This window comes from Lysobacter auxotrophicus (assembly GCF_027924565.1).
Lineage (GTDB): Bacteria > Pseudomonadota > Gammaproteobacteria > Xanthomonadales > Xanthomonadaceae > Lysobacter_J > Lysobacter_J auxotrophicus.
In genome coordinates, this window is sequence record NZ_AP027041.1 from 3,631,652 (window position 1) to 3,651,991 (window position 20,340).

The 20,340-nt window shown below is 68.8% G+C and carries 21 protein-coding genes; 14 read left to right on the plus strand and 7 right to left on the minus strand.

The genetic code is table 11. The annotated features are described in order from the left end of the window. Window positions 1-7: 7 nt before the first annotated feature. Window positions 8-1,648, minus strand: a complete 1,641-nt coding sequence (gene groL / locus LA521A_RS16445; RefSeq protein WP_281779922.1) for a chaperonin GroEL — start codon at window positions 1,646-1,648, stop codon at window positions 8-10. Between the two features lie 137 nt (window positions 1,649-1,785). Further along, window positions 1,786-2,073, minus strand: coding sequence for a co-chaperone GroES (gene groES / locus LA521A_RS16450; protein ID WP_115844288.1), 288 nt, complete (start codon window positions 2,071-2,073; stop codon window positions 1,786-1,788). A 521-nt stretch (window positions 2,074-2,594) separates the two neighbouring features. Here groES and LA521A_RS16455 point away from each other — a divergent pair. Further along, complete coding sequence (locus LA521A_RS16455) at window positions 2,595-3,002, plus strand: helix-turn-helix transcriptional regulator (RefSeq protein WP_281779923.1); 408 nt, start codon at window positions 2,595-2,597, stop codon at window positions 3,000-3,002. A 3-nt stretch (window positions 3,003-3,005) separates the two neighbouring features. Here the strand turns inward: LA521A_RS16455 and LA521A_RS16460 are convergent, their stop codons facing one another. Further along, complete coding sequence (locus tag LA521A_RS16460; protein WP_281779924.1) at window positions 3,006-3,479, minus strand: hypothetical protein; 474 nt, start codon at window positions 3,477-3,479, stop codon at window positions 3,006-3,008. A 155-nt stretch (window positions 3,480-3,634) separates the two neighbouring features. Between LA521A_RS16460 and cutA the strand changes: the two genes are divergently transcribed. The 7 genes from cutA (at window position 3,635) to LA521A_RS16495 (ending at window position 10,504) form a co-directional block, all read left to right on the plus strand. Further along, entirely contained in the window at window positions 3,635-3,976 is a 342-nt protein-coding gene (gene cutA, locus LA521A_RS16465) for a divalent-cation tolerance protein CutA (RefSeq protein WP_281779925.1), read from the plus strand. 4 nt (window positions 3,977-3,980) lie between these two features. Continuing rightward, window positions 3,981-6,398, plus strand: a complete 2,418-nt coding sequence (locus tag LA521A_RS16470; protein ID WP_281779926.1) for a protein-disulfide reductase DsbD — start codon at window positions 3,981-3,983, stop codon at window positions 6,396-6,398. Beyond that, window positions 6,398-6,994, plus strand: coding sequence for a TlpA family protein disulfide reductase (locus tag LA521A_RS16475; RefSeq protein ID WP_281779927.1), 597 nt, complete (start codon window positions 6,398-6,400; stop codon window positions 6,992-6,994). Before LA521A_RS16470 ends, LA521A_RS16475 begins: the two co-directional genes overlap by 1 nt. A 129-nt stretch (window positions 6,995-7,123) precedes the next feature. Next, the gene (aroQ, locus tag LA521A_RS16480; protein WP_281779928.1) at window positions 7,124-7,579 is read left to right on the plus strand and encodes a type II 3-dehydroquinate dehydratase; all 456 of its coding nucleotides are present in this window, start codon (window positions 7,124-7,126) and stop codon (window positions 7,577-7,579) included. A gap of 50 nt (window positions 7,580-7,629) precedes the next feature. Then, complete coding sequence (accB, locus tag LA521A_RS16485) at window positions 7,630-8,100, plus strand: acetyl-CoA carboxylase biotin carboxyl carrier protein (protein ID WP_281779929.1); 471 nt, start codon at window positions 7,630-7,632, stop codon at window positions 8,098-8,100. Window positions 8,101-8,205: 105 nt separating this feature from the next. Continuing rightward, window positions 8,206-9,573 carry an acetyl-CoA carboxylase biotin carboxylase subunit gene (gene accC / locus LA521A_RS16490; protein ID WP_281779930.1) on the plus strand — a complete coding sequence of 456 codons (1,368 nt, stop codon included), beginning with the start codon at window positions 8,206-8,208 and terminating at the stop codon, window positions 9,571-9,573. A 67-nt stretch (window positions 9,574-9,640) separates the two neighbouring features. Then, window positions 9,641-10,504: an energy transducer TonB gene (locus tag LA521A_RS16495; RefSeq protein WP_281779931.1), complete on the plus strand. Its 864-nt coding sequence runs from the start codon at window positions 9,641-9,643 to the stop codon at window positions 10,502-10,504. 27 nt (window positions 10,505-10,531) lie between these two features. On the opposite strand, the gene LA521A_RS16500 is transcribed toward LA521A_RS16495, so the two are convergent. Next, complete coding sequence (locus LA521A_RS16500; protein ID WP_281779932.1) at window positions 10,532-10,969, minus strand: hypothetical protein; 438 nt, start codon at window positions 10,967-10,969, stop codon at window positions 10,532-10,534. Next, window positions 10,966-11,958, minus strand: coding sequence for a hypothetical protein (locus tag LA521A_RS16505; RefSeq protein ID WP_281779933.1), 993 nt, complete (start codon window positions 11,956-11,958; stop codon window positions 10,966-10,968). The genes LA521A_RS16500 and LA521A_RS16505 overlap by 4 nt, the downstream gene beginning before the upstream one ends. A gap of 182 nt (window positions 11,959-12,140) precedes the next feature. Here LA521A_RS16505 and prmA point away from each other — a divergent pair, with 182 nt between their 5' ends. The 5 genes from prmA to LA521A_RS16530 all read left to right on the plus strand — a co-directional run bounded on the left by prmA (window position 12,141) and on the right by LA521A_RS16530 (window position 16,959). Next, window positions 12,141-13,061 carry a 50S ribosomal protein L11 methyltransferase gene (prmA, locus tag LA521A_RS16510; RefSeq protein ID WP_281779934.1) on the plus strand — a complete coding sequence of 307 codons (921 nt, stop codon included), beginning with the start codon at window positions 12,141-12,143 and terminating at the stop codon, window positions 13,059-13,061. Window positions 13,062-13,095: 34 nt separating this feature from the next. Continuing rightward, complete coding sequence (locus tag LA521A_RS16515; protein ID WP_281779935.1) at window positions 13,096-13,992, plus strand: DUF3426 domain-containing protein; 897 nt, start codon at window positions 13,096-13,098, stop codon at window positions 13,990-13,992. 98 nt (window positions 13,993-14,090) lie between these two features. Further along, window positions 14,091-14,363, plus strand: a complete 273-nt coding sequence (gene fis / locus LA521A_RS16520; RefSeq protein ID WP_115844272.1) for a DNA-binding transcriptional regulator Fis — start codon at window positions 14,091-14,093, stop codon at window positions 14,361-14,363. Between the two features lie 299 nt (window positions 14,364-14,662). Beyond that, window positions 14,663-16,252 carry a bifunctional phosphoribosylaminoimidazolecarboxamide formyltransferase/IMP cyclohydrolase gene (purH, locus tag LA521A_RS16525; RefSeq protein WP_281779936.1) on the plus strand — a complete coding sequence of 530 codons (1,590 nt, stop codon included), beginning with the start codon at window positions 14,663-14,665 and terminating at the stop codon, window positions 16,250-16,252. 212 nt (window positions 16,253-16,464) lie between these two features. Next, window positions 16,465-16,959, plus strand: a complete 495-nt coding sequence (locus LA521A_RS16530) for a GNAT family N-acetyltransferase (protein WP_281779937.1) — start codon at window positions 16,465-16,467, stop codon at window positions 16,957-16,959. Between the two features lie 27 nt (window positions 16,960-16,986). On the opposite strand, the gene LA521A_RS16535 is transcribed toward LA521A_RS16530, so the two are convergent. Beyond that, a complete protein-coding gene (locus LA521A_RS16535) occupies window positions 16,987-18,441 on the minus strand; it encodes an alanine/glycine:cation symporter family protein (protein ID WP_281779938.1) in 1,455 nt (484 codons plus the stop codon). Window positions 18,442-18,626: 185 nt separating this feature from the next. On the opposite strand from LA521A_RS16535, the gene purD reads away from it, so the two are divergent. Continuing rightward, window positions 18,627-19,931: a phosphoribosylamine--glycine ligase gene (purD, locus tag LA521A_RS16540; protein ID WP_281779939.1), complete on the plus strand. Its 1,305-nt coding sequence runs from the start codon at window positions 18,627-18,629 to the stop codon at window positions 19,929-19,931. A gap of 117 nt (window positions 19,932-20,048) precedes the next feature. On the opposite strand, the gene LA521A_RS16545 is transcribed toward purD, so the two are convergent. Next, a complete protein-coding gene (locus LA521A_RS16545) occupies window positions 20,049-20,321 on the minus strand; it encodes a hypothetical protein (protein ID WP_281779940.1) in 273 nt (90 codons plus the stop codon). Window positions 20,322-20,340 lie beyond the last annotated feature (19 nt).

The following is a 20,340-nucleotide window of genomic DNA, read 5'->3' on the forward strand; positions in this document are numbered from 1 at the left end:
GCGGGACTTAGAAGTCCATGCCGCCCATGCCGCCCATGCCGCCGCCGCCCGGCATCGCCGGCTCGTCCTTCTTCGGCAGCTCGGCGACCATCGCTTCGGTCGTGATCATCAGACCGGCGATCGACGCCGCGTTCTGCAGCGCGGTGCGGGTGACCTTGGTCGGATCCAGGATGCCGGCTTCGAGCATGTCGACGTACTCGCCGTTGGCGGCGTTGTAGCCGAACGCGCCCTTGCCTTCGATGACCTTGTTGAGGATGACCGACGGCTCTTCGCCGGCGTTGGTCACGATCTCGCGCAGCGGCGCTTCCATCGCGCGCAGGGCGATCTGGATGCCGTGGTTCTGGTCTTCGTTGGCGCCCTTCAGGCCGGCAATCGCCGCCTTCGCACGCAGCAGGGCGACGCCGCCGCCCGGGACGATGCCTTCTTCCACGGCAGCGCGGGTGGCGTGCAGCGCGTCTTCAACGCGCGCCTTCTTTTCCTTCATCTCGATCTCGGTCGAGGCACCGACCTTGATCACCGCCACGCCGCCGGCCAGCTTGGCCACGCGCTCCTGCAGCTTCTCGCGGTCGTAGTCGGAGGAGGTTTCCTCGATCTGCGCCTTGATCTGCTTGATGCGGCCTTCGATGCCCGAGCCTTCGCCCGCGCCGTCGATGATGGTGGTGTTCTCCTTGGAGACCTGCACCTTCTTCGCGCGGCCGAGGTCCTTGATGGTCGCCTTGTCCAGCTGCAGGCCGACCTCTTCGGAGATCACGGTGCCGCCGGTCAGGATGGCCATGTCTTCCAGCATCGCCTTGCGACGGTCGCCGAAGCCCGGGGCCTTCACGGCGCAGACCTTCACGATGCCGCGGATGGTGTTGACCACCAGCGTGGCCAGCGCCTCGCCTTCGACTTCCTCGGCGATGATCAGCAGCGGCTTGCCGGCCTTGGCGACGCCTTCCAGCACCGGCAGCAGGTCACGCACGTTGGAGATCTTCTTGTCGTGCAGCAGGATGAACGGATCGTCCAGTTCGGCCTGCATCGACTGCTGGTTGTTGATGAAGTACGGCGACAGGTAGCCGCGGTCGAACTGCATGCCCTCGACGACGTCGAGTTCGTTCTCCAGGCCCGAACCGTCTTCGACGGTGATCACGCCTTCCTTGCCGACCTTGTCCATCGCCTGCGCGATGAGGTCGCCGATGTTGGTGTCGCTGTTGGCCGAGATCGCGCCGACCTGGGCGATTTCCTTCGAGGTCGACGACGGCTTGCTGATCTTCTTCAACTCGCCAACGGCCTCGGTCACGGCCTTGTCGATGCCGCGCTTGAGGTCCATCGGGTTCATGCCGGCGGCGACGGCCTTCATGCCTTCGCGGATCAGCGCCTGCGCCAGGACGGTCGCGGTGGTGGTGCCGTCACCGGCGTTGTCGGAGGTCTTGGAAGCGACTTCCTTCACCATCTGCGCGCCCATGTTCTCGAACTTGTCGGCAAGCTCGATTTCCTTGGCGACGGACACGCCGTCCTTGGTGATGGTCGGGGCGCCGAAGCTCTTCTCGAGCACGACGTTGCGGCCCTTCGGACCGAGCGTTGCCTTGACGGCATTGGCGAGGATGTTGACGCCGCGCACCATCTTGACGCGCGCGTCCTCACCGAAACGGATTTCCTTGGCTGCCATTGTTCTTAACTCCGGGATTCGTGATTCGTGATTTGTGATTCGTGAGAGCGACAACCGTGGGCTTCGTGATGCGGCAGGGATTCGTCAGCGCGTGGCGCTCTTTCGAATCACCCATCCCGAATCACGAATCACGGCTTTCAGCCGAGGACGGCGAAGATGTCGTCTTCCTTCACCACCAGGTATTCGGTGCCGTCGAGCTTCACTTCGGTGCCGCTGTACTTGCCGAACAGCACCTTGTCGCCGACCTTCACCTTCGGCGCGCGCACGTTGCCGTTGTCGAACGCCTTGCCCTCGCCGACGGCGACGACTTCGCCCTTGATCGGCTTCTCGGTGGCGGAGTCCGGGATCACGATGCCGCCAGCGGACATCTTTTCTTCTTCCATGCGCTTGATGACCACGCGGTCGTAGAGCGGCTTGATATTCATGGCGACTGATAACCTCTGTGAGTCGTAAGTGGTTGATACAGCGGGAAAAGTGAAGGAATTTTAGCAGTCACCCGCGACGAGTGCCAAGATCGCGGGCAACAAAGACCCGGCGAACCGGGATCCGTCACAGATGGGGCGGCGGCGGAACCTTTCAAGGGCTGCGCGTCCACGCGCGGCGCCTTCGTCCAACGCGGGATGGGCCGGCGGGCGGCAATGCGGCAGCCCAAAAAGAAAGAGCGCGTCCCGTGGAACGCGCTCTTTGGTGTCGAAGATGCCGTCCTGGCGCGGCGCCATCCCTGCGCACGTGCTCCGAACCTGCGCCTGTCATGGCGCACGCGAATGGTGTGCGGTTCGTCGCGATCGGGCCAGTCGGAACCCGGCCGAGTCTGCTGACCAGCGGTATCCACTCCGGCCGAGGGTTTGTCAGAATCACGGCTCTGAGCTTGCTTCTGTTGGCGCACCTGCTACCGGCAGCGCACAGCTTGGGGTGTATCTCGTTCACCCTGTGACTTCTGGTAGCCATGACGCCCCAACAGCGGATCCGCCTCGCCCGTCGCCACGCCGGCCTGTCGCAGGCCGCCCTCGGTGCGGCCGTCGGCGTCCAGCGCAGCGCCGTCGGGCATTGGGAAGCCGCGCGCGGCAAGTTCCCCAGCGTGGCGCACCTGCGCGAGATCGCGATGATCACCGGCGTCCAGTTCGAGTGGCTGGCGACGGGGCGCGGGAGCATGGGGCTCGCCGCCGACACGGCGCTGGATTCGGTCGCGGCCGCCGAGGCCGTGCTGGTGGAGGACCCGCTCGAGCTTCGGCTGCTGGTCGCGTTCCGCGCGGCGCCGACGCGTTCGAAGGCGCCGCTGGTCGAAGTGGTGGAGCAACTGGCCGAATTGCGGACCGGCCGGCCTCGCGCCGCCATGAAGGCGACGCGGACGTAGGGCTCAGCCGCCGGCCAGTCGCTTGACCGCCGCGGCCGGAACCGCCGCGCACTCGGCGGCCGGGGCGAACGCCGCCGTCGCGGTCTCGTCGTTCTGCACCAGCTGCAGGCGCTTGGCCGCCAGGGGCGCGCCCAGCACGGCGGTCCAGACGGCGCGGATGGTGCCCTGCATCGGCGGCTCCGCCTGCAAAGCGCCATTCGCGTCGACGTAGACCAGGTCGCGACCGGAGGCCTCCACGCGCTCGCCCGTATCGACGTCGAGCACGTCCAGGCTCGCCGGATCGCTCCAGCAATCCATGGCCGATTCGCAGCTCAGGTCGAGCAGCAGCCGGGGCGCCGGCACGGCCTGCGCGCAGGCGGCGCGGACCTGGATGCCGTGGGCGTCGCCGGTCTGCGAATCGGTGGACTGGGCGATGGCGAACGGGCTGGCGAGCATGAGCGCAAGGCCGAGCGTCGCGGGCAGCGGGCGGTGGGACATCGAACCTCCTGGCCGGCTGGGACGCGCCGGCGCCGGCAGCCTACGCCATCCGGGGGCGCACTGTGCAAGCCCCGTCCGGCGCGCGGTGGGCGGAACGCTGCGGGCCGCTCCGGCACGGGCAGCGCCTGCGGGCAGGCCCTACACTGGCGCCCCTCATGCCTACGCCCACCGACCCGCGCGTGCGGCTGGTGCTCAGCACCTGTCCCGACGCACCGACCGCCGAGGCCCTCGCCGCCGCGCTGGTGGACGAGCGACTGGCCGCGTGCGTGAACGTGCTGCCGGGCATCCGTTCGATCTACCGCTGGCAGGGCGCGGTCGAACGCGGCGAGGAAATCCTGCTGCTGATCAAGACCACGGCCGACCGCCAGGATGCGCTGGTCGCGCGCCTGGCGACGCTGCATCCGTATGAACTGCCCGAGGCGCTCGCGGTCGAAGCCGTCGGCGGCCTTGCCGCCTACCTCGACTGGGTGGCCGAACAGACACGTGACGATGAGTGAACCGATGATCCGAACGCGCGCCGCGCGCCTGCTTGGCTTCCTCTTCCCGCTCGCGCTCGCGATGTTCGCGATGCCCGCCACCGCGGCGATCGATCCCGACGACCTGCTGCCGGTCGACGACGCCTTTGCGCTGCGGGCCGAGGCGCCCTCGCCGGACCGCATCGAGATCCGCTGGCGGATTGCGGACGGTTATTACCTCTACAAGCACCGCATCGCCGTGCAGGCCGACGCGGGCTTCGCCGCGCAGCCGTTGCAACTGCCCAAGGGCGACGCGCACGAGGACGAGTTCTTCGGCCGGGTCGAAACCTACCGGCAGCAGCTCACGGCCGTGCTGCCCGGACAGGCCAACGCGCGTCAGGTCACGCTGAAGATCAAGTACCAGGGCTGCGCCGACGCCGGCATCTGCTATCCGCCGCAGACACGCAGTGTGACCGTCGCGCTGCCCGCCGCCGCGCCCGACGGCGCCAAGCCGCTCGTGAACTTCGGCCCGCGTAACACCGCGCCACTCGGCGGCGGGTTGCTCGGCCAGAAGGCCGGTGCCGGCACCGACGCATTGCCGCTTGCGCCGGAGCAGGCGTTCGGCTTCGAGGCCATCGCCGGCGACGGCAGCACCCTGTTGCTGCGCTTCACCCCGGCGCGCGGCTACTACCTGTATCGCGACAAGACCACGCTGAAGCTCGATGCCGCCGCGACGAAGGCCGGGTTCGCGCTCGGCGCGCCGCGCTGGCCGCGCGGCGTCGCGCATCGCGACGAACACTTCGGCGACGTCACCGTGTACTTCGACCAGATCGACGTCCCGGTGCCGGTCAGCGCGCGCGTGGCCGATCCCGCGACGCTGCACCTGACCGCGACGTTCCAGGGCTGCCAGACCGACGGCATCTGCTATCCGCCGATGACGCGCGTCGTCGACGTCGCGCTGCCGGCGCGCAAGGTCGAGGCGATCCGCAATGGGCCGTCGCCCGCCGCCTCGGTTCCGGACAGCGCGCCTGCCGCACCGGCCGCCAGCGCCCCGCAGAACGCCACGACCGCGCAGACGCCGGCGATTGCCGAAGCCGCGCCGTCCACGACTGCGGGGAACGAAGCCGCAACGTCTCGCGCCGCCGACACCGGGCAGGCAGAAGACGCGCGACTCGCCGCGGCGCTGTCGGGCAAGGGCCGCTGGTTCGCGCTGCTGACCTTCTTCGCGCTGGGCCTCGGCCTGTCGTTCACGCCGTGCGTGCTGCCGATGATTCCGATCCTCTCCGGCCTCATCGCCGGGCAGGGGCCGAACCTCGGCGTTCGTCGCGCGCTCACGCTCTCGTTCGTGTACGTGCTGGCGAGCGCGCTCGTGTTCACCGCCGCAGGCGTGGTGGCCGGGCTGGTCGGCGCGAACCTGCAGGTGGCCTTCCAGACGCCGTGGGTGATCGTCGCGTTCGCGGCGCTGTTCGTCGTGCTGTCGCTGTCGAGTTTCGGCCTGTACGAGCTGCAACTGCCGTCGTCGCTGCGCTCGAAGCTGGGCGCGCTGAGCGATCGCCAACGTGGCGGTTCGATGGCCGGCGTCGCGGCGATGGGCGCGCTGTCGGCGCTGATCGTCGGCCCGTGCGTCGCGCCGCCGCTCGCCGCCGCCGTGCTCTACATCGGCCAGACGCAGGATCCGACGTTCGGTGGCGCGGCGCTGTTCCTGCTCGCGATGGGCATGGGCGTTCCGCTGCTGGTGTTCGGCGTGGCCGCGGGCAAGGGCCTGCCGACCAGCGGGCCGTGGATGGTCGCCGTGCAGCGCGCGTTCGGCTTCGTATTCCTGGGCCTCGCCGTGTGGATGCTCTCGCGCATCCTGCCGGCGCCGGTGACGCTCGCGCTGTGGGGCGTGGTGCTGATCGCCGCTGCCGCGACGACCGCGGTGGTCGTGCGCAACTCGCGCCACGACGGCGCGCGGATCATGGGCTGGACGGCGGCGCTGGTGCTCGGCCTGTTCGGCGCGGCGCAGCTGCTCGGCGCGATGGCCGGCAGCCGCGATCCGTTCAAGCCGCTCGCCGGCCTCGTCGGCGGCGGCGCACACGTCGAGGCCGAGTTGCCGTTCCGCAGGATCAAGTCGACCGACGACCTCGATCGCGAGATCGCCGCGGCGAAGGCCACCGGCAAGCCGCTGATGCTCGACTTCTATGCCGATTGGTGCGTGGCCTGCAAGGAAATGGAGAAGTACACCTTCCCCGAACCGGCCGTGCACAAGGCGCTGGACGGCTTCGTCCTGCTGAAGGCCGACGTCACCGCGAACGACGAGACCGACCAGGCGCTGATGAAGCGGCTCGGCATCATCGGCCCGCCGGCGACGCTGTGGTTCCGCGACGGCGCCGAGCGCCGCGAACTGCGGCTGTTCGGGTTCGAGGATGCGGAGAACTTCGTCGAACGTGCCGGTCGCGTGCAGCCGGCGCAGGCCGGCCGCTGATGGGTTCGACGGCGAAGATCCTGCTGGTCGCGGCGATCGCCGGCGCGCTGGGCGTGGCCGCCGGGCTCCTCGTCAACGGGCCCGGGCCACTGCTGCGCACCGAGGTCGGCCAGCGCGCGCTGCAGTCGGCGATGGACGCCAGCGCGCCGAAGCCGCCGGCCGACCTTCCCGTCGCGCGGCGCGGCGAGGCGATCCCAACGATCCGGCTGCCCGCGCTCGACGGCGCCTTCGTGGAACTGCCGTCCGCCTACGCCGGCCGGCCGGTGCTGGTGAACCTGTGGGCCAGCTGGTGCGGCCCGTGCATCGAGGAGATGCCGGAGCTGGATCGCTTCGCCGCGTCCCAGGGCGCGAACGGCACGCAAGTGGTCGGCATCGCGCTGGATGACGCGGCCGCCGTCGAGGCGTTCCTCAAGCGCATTCCGGTGCGTTACCCGATCCTGCTGGACGACGCCGGGCCGCGCGACGCCGGTGTGCAGCTGGGCAATCCGAAGGGCGTGTTGCCCTATACCGCGCTGATTTCCGCCGACGGCCGCCTGATCAAGCAGAAGATCGGCCCATTCCAGCACGGCGAAATCGATAACTGGGTCGCGGATTAGAGCGACCACTCAAACGCCCGATTAAATTCCGCGAACTTCGTCGATACGGCGGCGAACGTCTGGACACCCCGATGGCCATGGCGCACACTGCCGGCCTTCGACCCGTTCGACGCGAGTTTTTCGGCCCCGATGGCGAAGCTGCTGCTCCTGCACGGCCCTAACCTCAACCTGCTCGGCACCCGCGAGCCGGAGGTCTATGGCCGTGCGACGCTCGCCGACATCGACGCCGCGCTGCGCGAGCGGACGCAAGCCGCGGGCCACGCATTCGACAGCCTGCAGTCGAACGCCGAGCACGTGCTCGTCGATCGCATCCAGGCCGCGCGCACCGACGGCACCGCCTTCATCCTGATCAACCCGGCGGCCTTCACCCACACCAGCGTCGCCATCCGCGACGCACTGGCGGCGGTCGCCCTGCCCTTCATCGAAGTCCACCTGTCCAACCCGCATCGCCGCGAACCCTTCCGCCACACCAGCTACTTCAGCGACCTCGCGGTCGGCGTGGTGTGCGGCTTCGGCGCGGACAGCTACCGATACGCGCTCGACGCGGCGCTGGCCCGCATGGCCACGCCCGCCGGCACGCCCTGACATCCACCTGCCTGCCCGCTCGCCGGGCGCACGCAACCTGAGGCCCGAACATGGACCTGCGCAAAATCAAGAAGCTGATCGACCTGCTCGAGGAATCCAACCTCGCCGAGATCGAGATCAAGGAAGGCGAAGAGTCGGTCCGCCTGGCCCGCACCCCGAAGGGCGTCCAAGTCGCCGCGGCGCCGATCATGCAGGCCGCTCCGGCGCCGGCGCCGGTCATGCCGATGCATGGCCCGACCGAAGCCGCCAGCGGCGGCGCGCCCAAGCCCGCCGCCGACCTGCCGCCGGGCCACGTCGTCCGCGCCCCGATGGTCGGCACCTTCTACGCCTCGCCCTCGCCCGACAAGCCGGCTTTCGTCAGCGTCGGCCAGGCGGTCAAGGCCGGCGACACGCTGGGCATCATCGAGGCGATGAAGATGTTCAACCCGATCGAGGCCGACGTCGCCGGCACCGTGCTCAAGGTGATGGTCGAGAACGGCCAACCGATCGAGTTCGACCAGCCGCTGTTTGTGATTGGGTGAGCGGGGATTTCGAGCGGCGCCAGCCGCGAGCCCGCGAACGCCAGCGGGCATGCAGGCCCGCTGGCCGGGGGCTCAGCCCCCACAACCACTAACGGAAACATCCCAATGCTCGACAAAGTTGTCATTGCCAACCGCGGAGAAATCGCGCTGCGCATCCTGCGCGCGTGCCACGCGCTGGGCATCCGCACGGTCGCGGTGCATTCCACCGTCGACCGCAACCTCAAGCACGTCGCGATGGCGGACGAGTCGGTCTGCATCGGCCCGGCGCCGTCGACCGACAGCTACCTCAACATGGCGTCGATCATCGCCGCCGCCGAGGTGACCGACGCGCAGGCGATCCATCCCGGCTACGGCTTCCTGTCGGAGAACGCCGACTTCGCCGAGCGCGTGGAACAGTCCGGCTTCATCTTCATCGGGCCGAAGGCCGACACCATCCGCCTGATGGGCGACAAGGTCGAAGCCATCCGCGCGATGAAGTCCGCCGGCGTGCCGTGCGTGCCCGGCAGCGGCGGTCCGCTCGGCGACGACGCGGCCACCAACGTGAAGATCGCGCGCGAGATCGGCTATCCGGTCATCGTGAAGGCCGCCGGCGGCGGCGGCGGTCGCGGCATGCGCGTGGTGCACACCGAGGCGCACCTCACCGCGGCGATCCAAACCACCAAGACCGAGGCGAAGGCCGCGTTCGGCAACGACATGGTCTACATGGAGAAGTTCCTGGAGAACCCGCGCCACGTGGAGATCCAGGTCCTCGCCGACGGCCAGGGCAACGCAATCCACCTGGGCGAGCGCGACTGCTCGATGCAGCGCCGCCACCAGAAGGTCGTCGAGGAAGCGCCGGCGCCGGGCATCACGCCGGAGCAGCGCGCGGAAATCGGCAAGGTCTGCGTCGAAGCGTGCCTGCGCATCGGCTACCGCGGCGCCGGCACGTTCGAGTTCCTCTACGAGAACGGCCGCTTTTACTTCATCGAGATGAACACCCGCATCCAGGTGGAGCATCCGGTCACCGAACTGGTCACCGGCATCGACCTGGTGCGCGAGCAGCTGATGATCGCCGCCGGCCACAAGCTGTCGATCAAGCAGAGCGACATCGTGCTGGAGGGCCACGCGATCGAGTGCCGCATCAACGCCGAGGATCCGGACACCTTCATGCCGTTCCCCGGCCTGATCCAGCATTTCCACGCGCCGGGCGGCCCGGGCGTGCGCGTGGACAGCCACATCTACGAAGGCTACCGCGTACCGCCGAACTACGATTCGATGATCGGCAAGCTGATCGTGCACGGCCCGGATCGCGAAACGGCCATCGCGCGCATGCGCGTGGCGCTGAGCGAGATGGTGGTGGACGGCATCAAGACCAACATCCCGCTGCAGCAGCGCATCATGTCCGACGCCGGTTTCCAGCAGGGCGGCATGAACATCCACTACCTGGAAAAGCGCCTGAAGGAACAGAAGGAAAAGGCGCTCTCCATCGTGTGAATTCAACCGCGGCCCAGGCCGCGGTTTTTCTTTGTACGCTGCCCGACGCACCCGTCCCGGAGCCCGCATGTCCCCGCGCCTGCTCGTCATGCTCATGATCGGCCTGTCGTCGCTGCAGGTCGCCGCCGCGCAGAAATCCACCGACGCCCACAAGCGCCCCGCGAAGCAGGCCGCCGACAAGCGCGCCAGCGCGAAAGCGCCGACGAACTGGCTGCAGGTGGAAATGGCCGGCGACGACGGCGTCGCCGCGCTCTATCGCGACCAGTTGCTGTCCTGGTACCGCACCAGCGGCACGATGGACGAACGCGAACTCGCCGCGCTGCCCGAAGCCGACTACTTCGCCTTCCGCCCGGACCTCACCAGCTTCTCCATCGACAGCGGGCCCTCCGCCGGGCAGTGGACGTTCGCGCCGCCGGACCAGGGCCGCTGGCCCGGCGCGGCGGTGCAGGTGATCGACCGGTCCGACGCGGCGAACTACCGCATCCTCGCGCGCGTGCACTGCGACGCCGCCACCGAGTCCTGCCGGAAACTGCGCGCGGACACTGCCTCGATGGCGCCGCCGGAACCGGTGACCAGCGACGAATCGGCGTCCTACGACGCATGGCGTCGCCTGATCGAAAAAGAGGCCTGCGCGCCCGCGCCCAAGGCGATGCCGGCGCCGCGCTACCCGGCCTCGCTCGCGCGCCACGGCGAAGGCGGCCGCGTCGAGCTGCGCCTGCTGGTCAATCCGTGCGGGGAAGTGCGTGCGGTGCGCCTGAGCGGGTCGTCGGGCTTTCCGCAGCTGGACCAGTCGGCGATCGATACCGCCTGGGAATGGCGCGTGCAGTCAGAGCGCCAGGAATCGGGTGCGATCGTGCGGGTACCGGTGGATTTCGTCCCGCCGCAGTTCGAAGCCGCGCCCGGTGGGCGCGCGGAGCGGGCGTCGCGCTGAGGGCGCCCGCGTCGGGAACTGCATCGTTCAGCGTTGCGTGGCGGCCTGCGCCGAGGCGTCGGCGGCGGCGTCGATGAGGTCGGAGTCGCCCAGCGCCCTGGCGGCGCTCTGCGTGCCGGCGATGGGACGCGCGCCGGACGCCGAGGTCGGGCTCACCACCATCACGTACTCGCTGGAACCGTCGGGCCAGACGACCTTGAAGGTGCTGCCCGGCGGCAGCGTCGAGAACGGCGCACCGCTGCTCGCGCGGTACACGGCCGCGATCTGCGCCGCGCCCGACATCCGCAGGTCCTCCGACGAGCGTGCGGTGGTCACCGCGACCTGCGACAGGTGGCGGTACTCGTCGGCGAGCACGTCGATCACCACGCCGGCCGCGCCCACCGAGTAGGTGGCGAACAGCAGTACCCAGAAATACCGGCGGACCTTTCCCGCCAGCGGCCTCGTTGTCAAAGCTAGCTGCTTCATTTCAGTTCCCTCTTCCCGCCCATGAGCGAGTCGACCATGTCGTTGATCACGTCCACGCCCTGACGCGGTACCGCGGCGTCGAAGACGAAACGTTCGAAATCCTGTCCGGGCACGCTGGAACAGATGCCGCCGTTCGCGCAGTACGAGGTCATCAGCGCGCTGTCGGCCGTGCAGTCCATGCCCAGCCGGCATGCCGCCAGTTGCCAGGCCAGCTCGGAAAACTGGGTGCCGGCGACCTTGTCGGTGTATTCGACCTTGCCGCTGGCGGCGATCCCCATGGCCGGCGCGAGCGCCGAATACGCCTCGGGATCTTCGGATTTCTGCACGCGCTCGACGAGCTCGCGCCTGTACTCGGGCGTGTCCTTGAGCGGTTCGCCGGAGGCCATCAGCGACGCCTCGGCCGCCACGCTGCCCGCTTCGGCCGCTTCCACGCGCTTGAGCACGATCATGCGCGGCGTCAGTTCGTCCTGCGGGACGAAGCGCGCGCAACGCTCGCTCACGCGCTGCCGCGCGGCGACCATCGCCGCCGAACCGCGCATGCCCATCTCGCCGATCACGCGCGTGTCGCGGTCGAATGCCGCCGGCGCCATCGCGAAGCCGGAGCAGTATTCGTAGACGCGGCTGATCATCCAGATCGCGTCGGCGTCGCGTTCGCGCGCGGCCGGTTCCAGCGATTGCGCGTACGCGAACAGGTCGCGCGTGGTGTCGAACGCCGTGCGGATCGACGAGGGCCGCAACGCGGACGCATCCGGCGCCTGGATGCCGTTCGCACGCGGGCGATCGATCGTGCGATCGACGCCGCCGTCGGGAAGCCGCGCGTCCACCGCCGTGGCGATGGCGACGCGTTCGACGCTGTCGTGGTCCCCGCCCTGCACCCATGCCGCCACCGACGCGACGACGAGCAGCACCAGCGTCGCCCAGGCGAGCGTGCGGGTGCCCGGCCACGAAGGCGATCGTCTGCTCATCCCGGTTTGCAGGGTGTCGGTCATCGGCGGGGGATCACCGGCTGGCGCCGGCGTTGGGCCATTCTAGGCCAACTGGCGCGAGGTGCCGCCCGCAAGTCGCCTGAATGCGCGGGCCGCGAATGTAACCTCGTGATCCGTGCCCGCTTTACGCCGCCCCGGCCACGGCCCACCATGGCCGCCCGTCGCCGTTCCGAACGCCCATCGCCATGCCGTTCCTCGAACTCACCCTGCCCTGCACCGAAGCCCAGCAGCCGCGTTACGAGCGCGCACTGGAGAACGTCGGCGCACTGGCCGTGACCCTGGCCGACCAGCACGCGGATGCCCCGGACGAACAGGCCATCTTCGAGCCGGGCGTCGGCGAGCAGCCGCTGTGGAACGAGATGCAGCTGACCGCGCTGTTCGAGGGCGGCACCTCGCCGGAGCTGCTGCTTTACGCGCTAGATGCCGCCGACGAGGGCCTGGACTGGTCGCGTGCGAGTTTCCGCGAAGTCGAGGACCAGGATTGGGAACGCGCGTGGATGGACCAGTACGAGCCGCTGCGCTTCGGCCGTCGCACCTGGATCGTGCCGTGGAACCACGAGCTGCCCGAAGGCGCCGACGCCGACGATGCCGCCGTGGTCCGTCTCGACCCGGGGCTGGCCTTCGGCTCGGGCACGCACCCGACCACGGCGCTGTGCCTGGCGTGGCTCGACGAGATGGCCGACGAAGGTGCCCTCGCCGGCCAGCGCGTGCTGGACTTCGGTTGCGGCTCGGGCATCCTCGCGCTCGCCGCGCTGAAGCTCGGCGCCGCGCAGGCGATCGGCGTGGACAACGACCCGCAGGCGCTCACCGCCACCGACGACAACGCGCAGCGCAACGGCGTGGCCGATCAGCTCGTGGCGTATTCGCCGGAAACCGAACCGGCCGACGCCTACCCGGTCGTGGTCGCCAACATCCTCGCCTCGGCGCTGATCGCGTTGGCCGATACCCTCAGCGCGCGCGTCGTGCCGGGCGGCCGCATTGCGATGTCCGGCATCCTGGCCGGCCAGGAAGACGAGGTGATCGAGCGCTATCGCGCCGACTTCGACGACCTGCGCGCGGAGCGGATGGAAGACTGGATGCGCGTCACAGGCGTGCGCCGCCGATGACATCGGCGCGCGGCGGCATGTTTGAATAGCCGCCATGTTCGTTCCCTGCCCGCATTGCGGTTTCCTGGTCGCGCTCATCGTCCGTCCGGACGGTGCGCCGCAACGCTGCCCGCGTTGCGATGGCCTCGTGCAGGACGACGCGGAAGCGCCCATCGACGAGAGCGCCCCCGCCGCGACCACACAAAGCGGTTCATCGGATGCAAGCAACGTCGCGCGGATCGATGCGCCCGAACCGTCGCCCACAACCGACGATGCGACGACGGTTACGCCGGCAACCAACGACGACGGCACGACGGTCGACGTGGACGACGTCGCGGTCGAAACGACGCCCGAACGCAGTTACGAAGCCGCCATCGCCGCGGCGAACGTCGGCGGCACGCCGGCGCGCGCGACCCGACGTGCCGCGCGCCCGCGTCGCAAGGGCGAACCGAGCTTCGCCCGCCACACCGCGCAACGCACGACCACCCGCACGCACTGGGGCTGGTACGCCGCCATCTCCGCGCTCGCGTTGCTGTTCGCGTTGCAGTTATTGCTCGCTCAGCGACATGAACTCGCCGCCGATGCGCGATGGCGACCGCTCGTCAGCGGCTCATGCACCGTGTTGCGCTGCGACGTGCCGGCGTGGCGCGAGCCGGCGGCGTTCACGATGCTCCAGCGCAGCGTGCGTCCGCAGCCGAACGCGGCCGGCGTGCTCGCCGTAGACGCCAGTTTCCGCAACGATGCGCGTTGGCCGCAGCCCTGGCCGACGCTGGTGTTGAGCCTGTCCGACGTGGATGGCCGCCCGGTCGGCGTTCGTGCGTTCGCACCTGCTGAATATCGAACGACGCACCGTCCCGACGACCGGTTGTTGCCCGGACAGAGCGCGCATGTGACGTTCCAGGTCATCGAACCGGCACCGCGCATCGTGGCGTTCACGTTCGACTTCCGCTGACGCCCGCGCATCATTGGCGCCTGCGACAGGCGCACGCTAGACTCGCCCTCCCGCCGATCCTGCACCGGGCAGATCGACGCGAAGACTGGGGATTCCGTTTGAACGCCGCGACCGACCGAAACGACATCGCACGACCCGCGCCGCGCGTGCCGCTGCGCGACCATGTCGCCACGTCGATTCGCCGTTTCCTCGGCGACCTGGACGGTCACGGCACGGAAAACCTGTACGAGATCGCGCTGCGCGAACTCGAGATCCCGCTGTTCGTGGAAGTGCTGCAGCACTGCGACGGGAACCAGAGCCGCGCCGCGTCGATGCTCGGCATCCATCGCGCCACATTGCGCAAGAAGCTGCGCGAATACGGGCTGGATTGATGTCGCGCGACGCGTTCGTGCGCCCGCTTCCAATGATGCTTTTGTAGCCCGGCGAAGCGAAGCGCACCCGGGGCGCGCGATGTTCCCGCCGCTTCCGTGCATCGCGCGAACTGCAAGCGTGCTCCATCTCACCGTCATCGCCGCGAAAGCATGGATCCATGCCTGCGTGCGTCACGACCTTCGAAGATGCCGCGGGTTCGGACGGTTGGATTCCCGCCTTCGCGGGAATGACGGCTGAAAGCGGCCCCGAGCGCCCGCTGCGTATAATTCCGGGCTCCCCGCCGCACGCTGCCACCCTCATGACCTCCGAACTCCTGTCCGGCCCGCCGGTCACCGTCCGCCGCGCCCTGCTGTCCGTTTCCGACAAGACCGGCCTGATCGAACTGGCCCGCTCGCTGCATGCGCTGGACGTCGAACTGCTGTCCACCGGCGGCACCGCGAAGGCCATCCGCGACGCCGGCCTGCCGGTGAAGGACGTCAGCGACGTCACCGGGTTTCCCGAGATGATGGACGGCCGCGTCAAGACGCTGCATCCGATCGTGCACGGCGGCCTGCTCGGCCGCGCCGGACTCGACGAAGCGGTGATGGCGCAGCACGGCATCGGCGCGATCGACCTGCTCGTGCTGAACCTGTATCCGTTCGAGAAGGTGTCGGTCAATCCCGACTCCACGCTCGAGGACATCATCGAGAACATCGACATCGGCGGCCCGGCGATGCTGCGTTCGGCGGCGAAGAACTTCGCGCGCGTGACCGTCGCCACCGATCCGGCGCAGTACGGCGCGCTCGTCGCCGAGTTGAACGCGAATGGCGGCGCGATTTCGGGCAAGACGCGTTTTGCGATGTCGGTCGCCGCATTCAACCGCGTCGCGCAGTACGACGCGCGCATCAGCGATTACCTGTCGTCGATCAACGTCGAGGACGGTTCGCGCGCCGCGTTCTCCGCGCAGGCCAATGGCAGCTTCGTGAAGGTGATGGACCTGCGCTACGGCGAGAATCCGCACCAGGCCGGCGCGTTCTACCGCGACCTGTGGCCGGTGCCCGGCACGCTGGCGACATTCACGCAGCTGCAGGGTAAAGAGCTGAGCTACAACAACCTCGCCGATGCCGACGCCGCATGGGAATGCGTGCGCCAGTTCGAGCGCCCGGCGTGCGTGATCGTCAAGCACGCCAACCCGTGCGGCGTGGCCGAAGGCGTGGCCTGCGGCGACGCGTACGAACTCGCGTACGCGACCGATCCGACGTCGGCGTTCGGCGGCATCCTCGCGTTCAACACGAAGCTCGATGCGGCCACCGCGAAGGCCGTCCTCGACCGCCAGTTCGTCGAAGTGCTGATCGCGCCGGATTACGAGGAAGGCGCGCTCGATTACGCGCGCAAGAAGGCGAACGTGCGCGTGCTGCGCATTCCGCACGGCGAGGGTCGCAACAACGTCGACGTGAAGCGCGTGGGCTCGGGCCTGCTGATGCAGACCGCCGACATCCGCGAAGTCACGCGCGAGGAGCTGAAGGTCGTCACGAAGATCGCACCCACGAAGGAGCAGCTGGACGACCTGCTGTTCGCGTGGCGCGTGGCGAAGTTCGTGAAGTCCAACGCGATCGTCTATGCGAAGGATCACCGCACCATCGGCGTCGGCGCCGGCCAGATGAGCCGCGTGTACTCGGCGCGCATCGCCGGCATCAAGGCGACCGACGCGGGCCTGATCGTGCCGGGTTCGGTGATGGCGTCCGACGCCTTCTTCCCGTTCCGCGACGGCATCGACGCGGCGGCCGAAGCCGGCATCAAGGCGGTGATCCAGCCGGGCGGCTCGATGCGCGACAGCGAAGTCATCGCCGCCGCCGACGAGCACGGCCTGGCGATGGTGTTCACCGGCGTGCGGCATTTCCGTCACTGATTCCCGCGGAGCCTTTAGTTCCGTCATCCCGGCGAAAGCCGGGACCCAGGCCCGTCACGCACGGGCACTCCCACGCACCCGTCTGGAAAACCACCCGCTCTTGTAGCCCGGGTGCGCTTCGCTTTACCCGGGCTACAACGCACGCGGCTGCGCCACTCCACCCGACCGTAACCGCCGCCGCTTCAGACTACGGCCACACGACCGGAGGCTCTATGTGGATCCGCACCGAAACCCACGACGATCACGCAGCCATCCGCGAACTGCTCGGCGAAGCGTTCGCCGGATCCGACGGCAACGGGCGCATCGAGCAGCGGATCGTCGATGCCTTGCGTGAGGACGGCGAGCTCAGCCTGTGCCTGGTGGCCGATATCGACGGGCGGATCGCCGGTGTGGCCGTGTTCTCGCCAGTCGCGATCGAAGGCGCGAAGTCCTGGTACGGCCTGGGCCCGGTCGCGGTCGCACCGCGCGACCAGGGCAACGGCGTCGGCACCGCGCTGATCCGCGCCGGCCTGGCCGAGCTCGCCGACCTGGGCGCGGCCGGCTGCGTCGTACTCGGCGAGCCGGCGTACTACGAACGCTTCGGCTTCCGCAACGACGGCGAGCTGCGCTACGCCGACGCCCCGGCCCAGTACTTCCAGTCGCTCGCCTTCGGCGAAGCAGAGGCGAAGGGCGACGTGCGCTACCACCGCTCGTTCTCGTCCCACTGACGCGCGTGCGCCGCGCGTCGCGGGCGATCAGTCGCGACGCACCGGTTCCTTCCAGATCTCGTGGTCCACGCCGTCGCCCAGTTCCGGGTATTGCGCGATATGGAACGTGGGCGAGCGGCCTTCGGACAACTGGCGGTCGTAATCGCGCGTGAGCTTGATGACCACGCCCGACAGCATGACGATGGCCACCAGGTTGATCGACGCCATCAGCGCCATCGCCGCATCGGCCGCGTCCCACACCAGCTGCACCTTCGAGTAGACGCCCCACACGATCACCGCCAGCGCGGCCAGGCGCAGCGCGAGCAGGCTCCAGCGGCCGCCGCCGAGGTACAGCAGGTTGCTCTCGGCGTACGAGTAGTTGCCGATGATGGTGGTGAAGGCGAAGAAGAACAGCGCGATCGCCACGAAGTACGTGCCCCATCCGCCGAAGAACACGGTCATCGCGTTCTGCGTGATCTCCACGCCGTCGCCGCCCTGGCCGAGCACGCCCGACAGCAGGATCACGAAGCCGGTGGCCGAACAGATCAGCAGCGTGTCGATGAACACGCCCAGCGACTGCACGAAGCCCTGGCTCGACGGGTGATGCGGCACCGGCGTCGCGGCGGCGGCGACGTTCGGCGCGCTGCCCATGCCGGCTTCATTCGAATACAGGCCGCGCTTCACGCCCTGCAGCATCGCCACGGCGATCGCGCCGAAGATGCCGCCGGCCGCCGCATCCAGGCCGAACGCGCTGCGCAGCACCAGCGACAGGACGTCGGGCACCTGGCCCAGGTGCGTGAACACCACCCAGGCCGCGAGACCCAGATAACCGACCGACATGAACGGCACTACCCACTCGGCGAAACGCGCGATGGTGCGCAGGCCGCCGAAGATGATCACCGCCGTGAGCAGCACCAGCCCGGTCGCAATCTGGGCCTGGCTGAAGCCGAATGCGCTGTGCAGCGACTGCGCCATCGCGTTGGCATGCACGCTGCTGAAGACCAGTCCGTACGTAAGCAACAGGCACAGCGCGAACGCCACGCCCATCCACTTCTTCTTCAGCCCGCGCGCCATGTAGTACGACGGGCCGCCGCGATACTGGCCGTTCTCGTCGCGGACCTTGTACAGCTGCGCCAGCGCGCTCTCGGCGTACGCCGTCGCCATGCCGAGCACCGCCGTGCACCACATCCAGAACAGCGCGCCCGGGCCGCCCACGCTCAGCGCGATCGCGACGCCGGCGAGGTTGCCCGTGCCCACGCGCGAGGCCAGCGACGTGCACAGCGCCTGGAAGGGCGAGATGCCGGCGGTATCGCCGTCGGTGCCGCGGCCGATGACGTGCAGCATGTGCGGGAAGCGCCGCACTTGCACGAAACGCAGGCGTACCGTGAAGTACAGGCCTACCGCCAGCAGGCCGTAGACCAGCACGTAGTCCCACAGGACCTTGTTGATCAGGCCGATCACGGGCGACAACAACGTTTCGATCAGGTGGGCTACGGCTTCCATCGACATTCCTGTGGGGGCGCGTTCATCCCGCGCATGGCCGCCGTCGAGGGGCCCGGCGCGTGACGACGTCGCGAACGACATCCGCGGCCGGGGCCGCGCGGCTGGCGATGGTACCAGCCGGGTCGCGGTGTCCTCCCGTCGCCCGTAAAATCGGCCCCTTCCGCAGGCCCCCAGCAGGAGCGCACATGAAAGTCCTCGTCATCGGTTCCGGCGGTCGCGAGCACGCCCTGGCCTGGAAATTGTCCCAGTCGCGTCGCGTGAGCGAAGTCCTCGTCGCACCGGGCAATGCCGGCACCGCGACAGAAGCCAAGTGCCGCAACGTGGACGTGCCCGCTTCCGACATCGACGGCCTGCTCGCCCTGGTCGAACGCGAGGGCGTCAGCGTCACCGTCGTCGGCCCGGAAGGCCCGCTGGTGAACGGCGTGGTCGATCGCTTCCGCGAGAAGAAGCACCGCATCTTCGGACCTACCGCCGCCGCCGCGCAGCTGGAAGGCAGCAAGGCGTACGCGAAGGATTTCCTCGCGCGCCACGGCATTCCCACCGCGCACTACGCGGTGTTCACCGAGGCCGACGCGGCGCTGGAATACGTGCAGGACAAAGGCGCGCCCATCGTCATCAAGGCCGACGGCCTGGCCGCCGGCAAGGGCGTCATCGTGGCGATGACGCTGGCCGAAGCCGAGGCCGCCATCACCGACATGCTGTCCGATTACGCTTTCGGCGCCGCTGGCGCGCGCGTGGTGATCGAGGAATTCCTCGATGGCGAGGAAGCGAGCTTCATCTCGATGGTCGACGGCACGCACGCGCTGCCGATGGCGACCAGCCAGGACCACAAGCGCGTGGGCGACCGCGACACCGGCCCGAACACCGGCGGCATGGGCGCGTATTCGCCCGCGCCCGTGGTCACGCCGGAAGTGCACGCGCGCATCATGCGCGAGGTCGTCGAACCCACCGTGCGCGGCATGCAGGCCGACGGCATCCCGTTCACCGGCTTCCTCTATGCGGGCCTGATGATCGACAAGAGCGGCGCGCCGAAGGTCATCGAATACAACGTGCGCTTCGGCGATCCGGAAACGCAGCCGGTGATGCTGCGCCTGCGTTCGGACCTGCTGGACCTGGTGGAAGCGGCGATCGACGAGCGCCTGGACAAGGTGAGCGCGCAGTGGGATGAGCGCCCGTCGCTCGGCGTGGTGATGGCGGCCGAGGGTTACCCCGGCACGCCGCGCGCGGGCGATGTGATCGGCAGCTGGGACGCGCCGGAAGTCGACGACGTGAAGGTCTTTCACGCCGGCACGAAGCTGGAAGGCGAGCACGTCGTCACCGCCGGCGGCCGCGTGCTGTGCGTGTGCGCGCTGGGCGACACCGTCGCCGACGCGCAGCACAAGGCCTACGAAGGCGTGGCCGGCATCTCGTGGCACGGCGAATTCCATCGCCATGACATCGGCTGGCGCGCGATCGAGCGCGAACGTGCGGAAGCGGGCGAGCCGGCGTAACGCACTAAAGCCCCTCTCCCATCGGGAGAGGGGTTGGGGTGAGGGGCAACGAAGCGACAACGCTCGAACGCCCTCACCCGCACAGCGCTGAAATCCAATGTTTCAGCGGATGGCCGCCTACGAACCCTGCTCCTCCGGAGCCGGCGTCAACTTCACCACCACCTCCTCCAGCTCCGCGATCACGCGCTCCAGCGCATCATAGAACTCGGCCTGCCGCGTCATCAGATCCTCGATGTTCCCGGCTTCTTTCAGCTTCGCCAGCTCGCCATCGAACAGCAACCACTGTGCGGTGAGCCGTTCCACGTTGCCCTTCGCGTAATGCCGCATCTCCTTGAGCTGCAGCAGCGTGTCGTTGACGTGGTCGAGCGGAGATTTGGTGTCGGACGACATGACGACCTCCTGTTGGGAA

Bases quoted from the DNA above. Each gene is read 5' to 3' on its own strand.
- groL (WP_281779922.1), bottom strand. From the start codon at position 1,648: ATGGCAGCCAAGGAAATCCGTTTCGGTGAGGACGCGCGCGTCAAGATG.
- groES (WP_115844288.1), bottom strand. From the start codon at position 2,073: ATGAATATCAAGCCGCTCTACGACCGCGTGGTCATCAAGCGCATGGAA.
- LA521A_RS16455 (WP_281779923.1), top strand. From the start codon at position 2,595: ATGACGCCCCAACAGCGGATCCGCCTCGCCCGTCGCCACGCCGGCCTG.
- LA521A_RS16460 (WP_281779924.1), bottom strand. From the start codon at position 3,479: ATGTCCCACCGCCCGCTGCCCGCGACGCTCGGCCTTGCGCTCATGCTC.
- cutA (WP_281779925.1), top strand. From the start codon at position 3,635: ATGCCTACGCCCACCGACCCGCGCGTGCGGCTGGTGCTCAGCACCTGT.
- LA521A_RS16470 (WP_281779926.1), top strand. From the start codon at position 3,981: ATGATCCGAACGCGCGCCGCGCGCCTGCTTGGCTTCCTCTTCCCGCTC.
- LA521A_RS16475 (WP_281779927.1), top strand. From the start codon at position 6,398: ATGGGTTCGACGGCGAAGATCCTGCTGGTCGCGGCGATCGCCGGCGCG.
- aroQ (WP_281779928.1), top strand. From the start codon at position 7,124: ATGGCGAAGCTGCTGCTCCTGCACGGCCCTAACCTCAACCTGCTCGGC.
- accB (WP_281779929.1), top strand. From the start codon at position 7,630: ATGGACCTGCGCAAAATCAAGAAGCTGATCGACCTGCTCGAGGAATCC.
- accC (WP_281779930.1), top strand. From the start codon at position 8,206: ATGCTCGACAAAGTTGTCATTGCCAACCGCGGAGAAATCGCGCTGCGC.
- LA521A_RS16495 (WP_281779931.1), top strand. From the start codon at position 9,641: ATGTCCCCGCGCCTGCTCGTCATGCTCATGATCGGCCTGTCGTCGCTG.
- LA521A_RS16500 (WP_281779932.1), bottom strand. From the start codon at position 10,969: ATGAAGCAGCTAGCTTTGACAACGAGGCCGCTGGCGGGAAAGGTCCGC.
- LA521A_RS16505 (WP_281779933.1), bottom strand. From the start codon at position 11,958: ATGACCGACACCCTGCAAACCGGGATGAGCAGACGATCGCCTTCGTGG.
- prmA (WP_281779934.1), top strand. From the start codon at position 12,141: ATGCCGTTCCTCGAACTCACCCTGCCCTGCACCGAAGCCCAGCAGCCG.
- LA521A_RS16515 (WP_281779935.1), top strand. From the start codon at position 13,096: ATGTTCGTTCCCTGCCCGCATTGCGGTTTCCTGGTCGCGCTCATCGTC.
- purH (WP_281779936.1), top strand. From the start codon at position 14,663: ATGACCTCCGAACTCCTGTCCGGCCCGCCGGTCACCGTCCGCCGCGCC.
- LA521A_RS16530 (WP_281779937.1), top strand. From the start codon at position 16,465: ATGTGGATCCGCACCGAAACCCACGACGATCACGCAGCCATCCGCGAA.
- LA521A_RS16535 (WP_281779938.1), bottom strand. From the start codon at position 18,441: ATGGAAGCCGTAGCCCACCTGATCGAAACGTTGTTGTCGCCCGTGATC.
- purD (WP_281779939.1), top strand. From the start codon at position 18,627: ATGAAAGTCCTCGTCATCGGTTCCGGCGGTCGCGAGCACGCCCTGGCC.
- LA521A_RS16545 (WP_281779940.1), bottom strand. From the start codon at position 20,321: ATGTCGTCCGACACCAAATCTCCGCTCGACCACGTCAACGACACGCTG.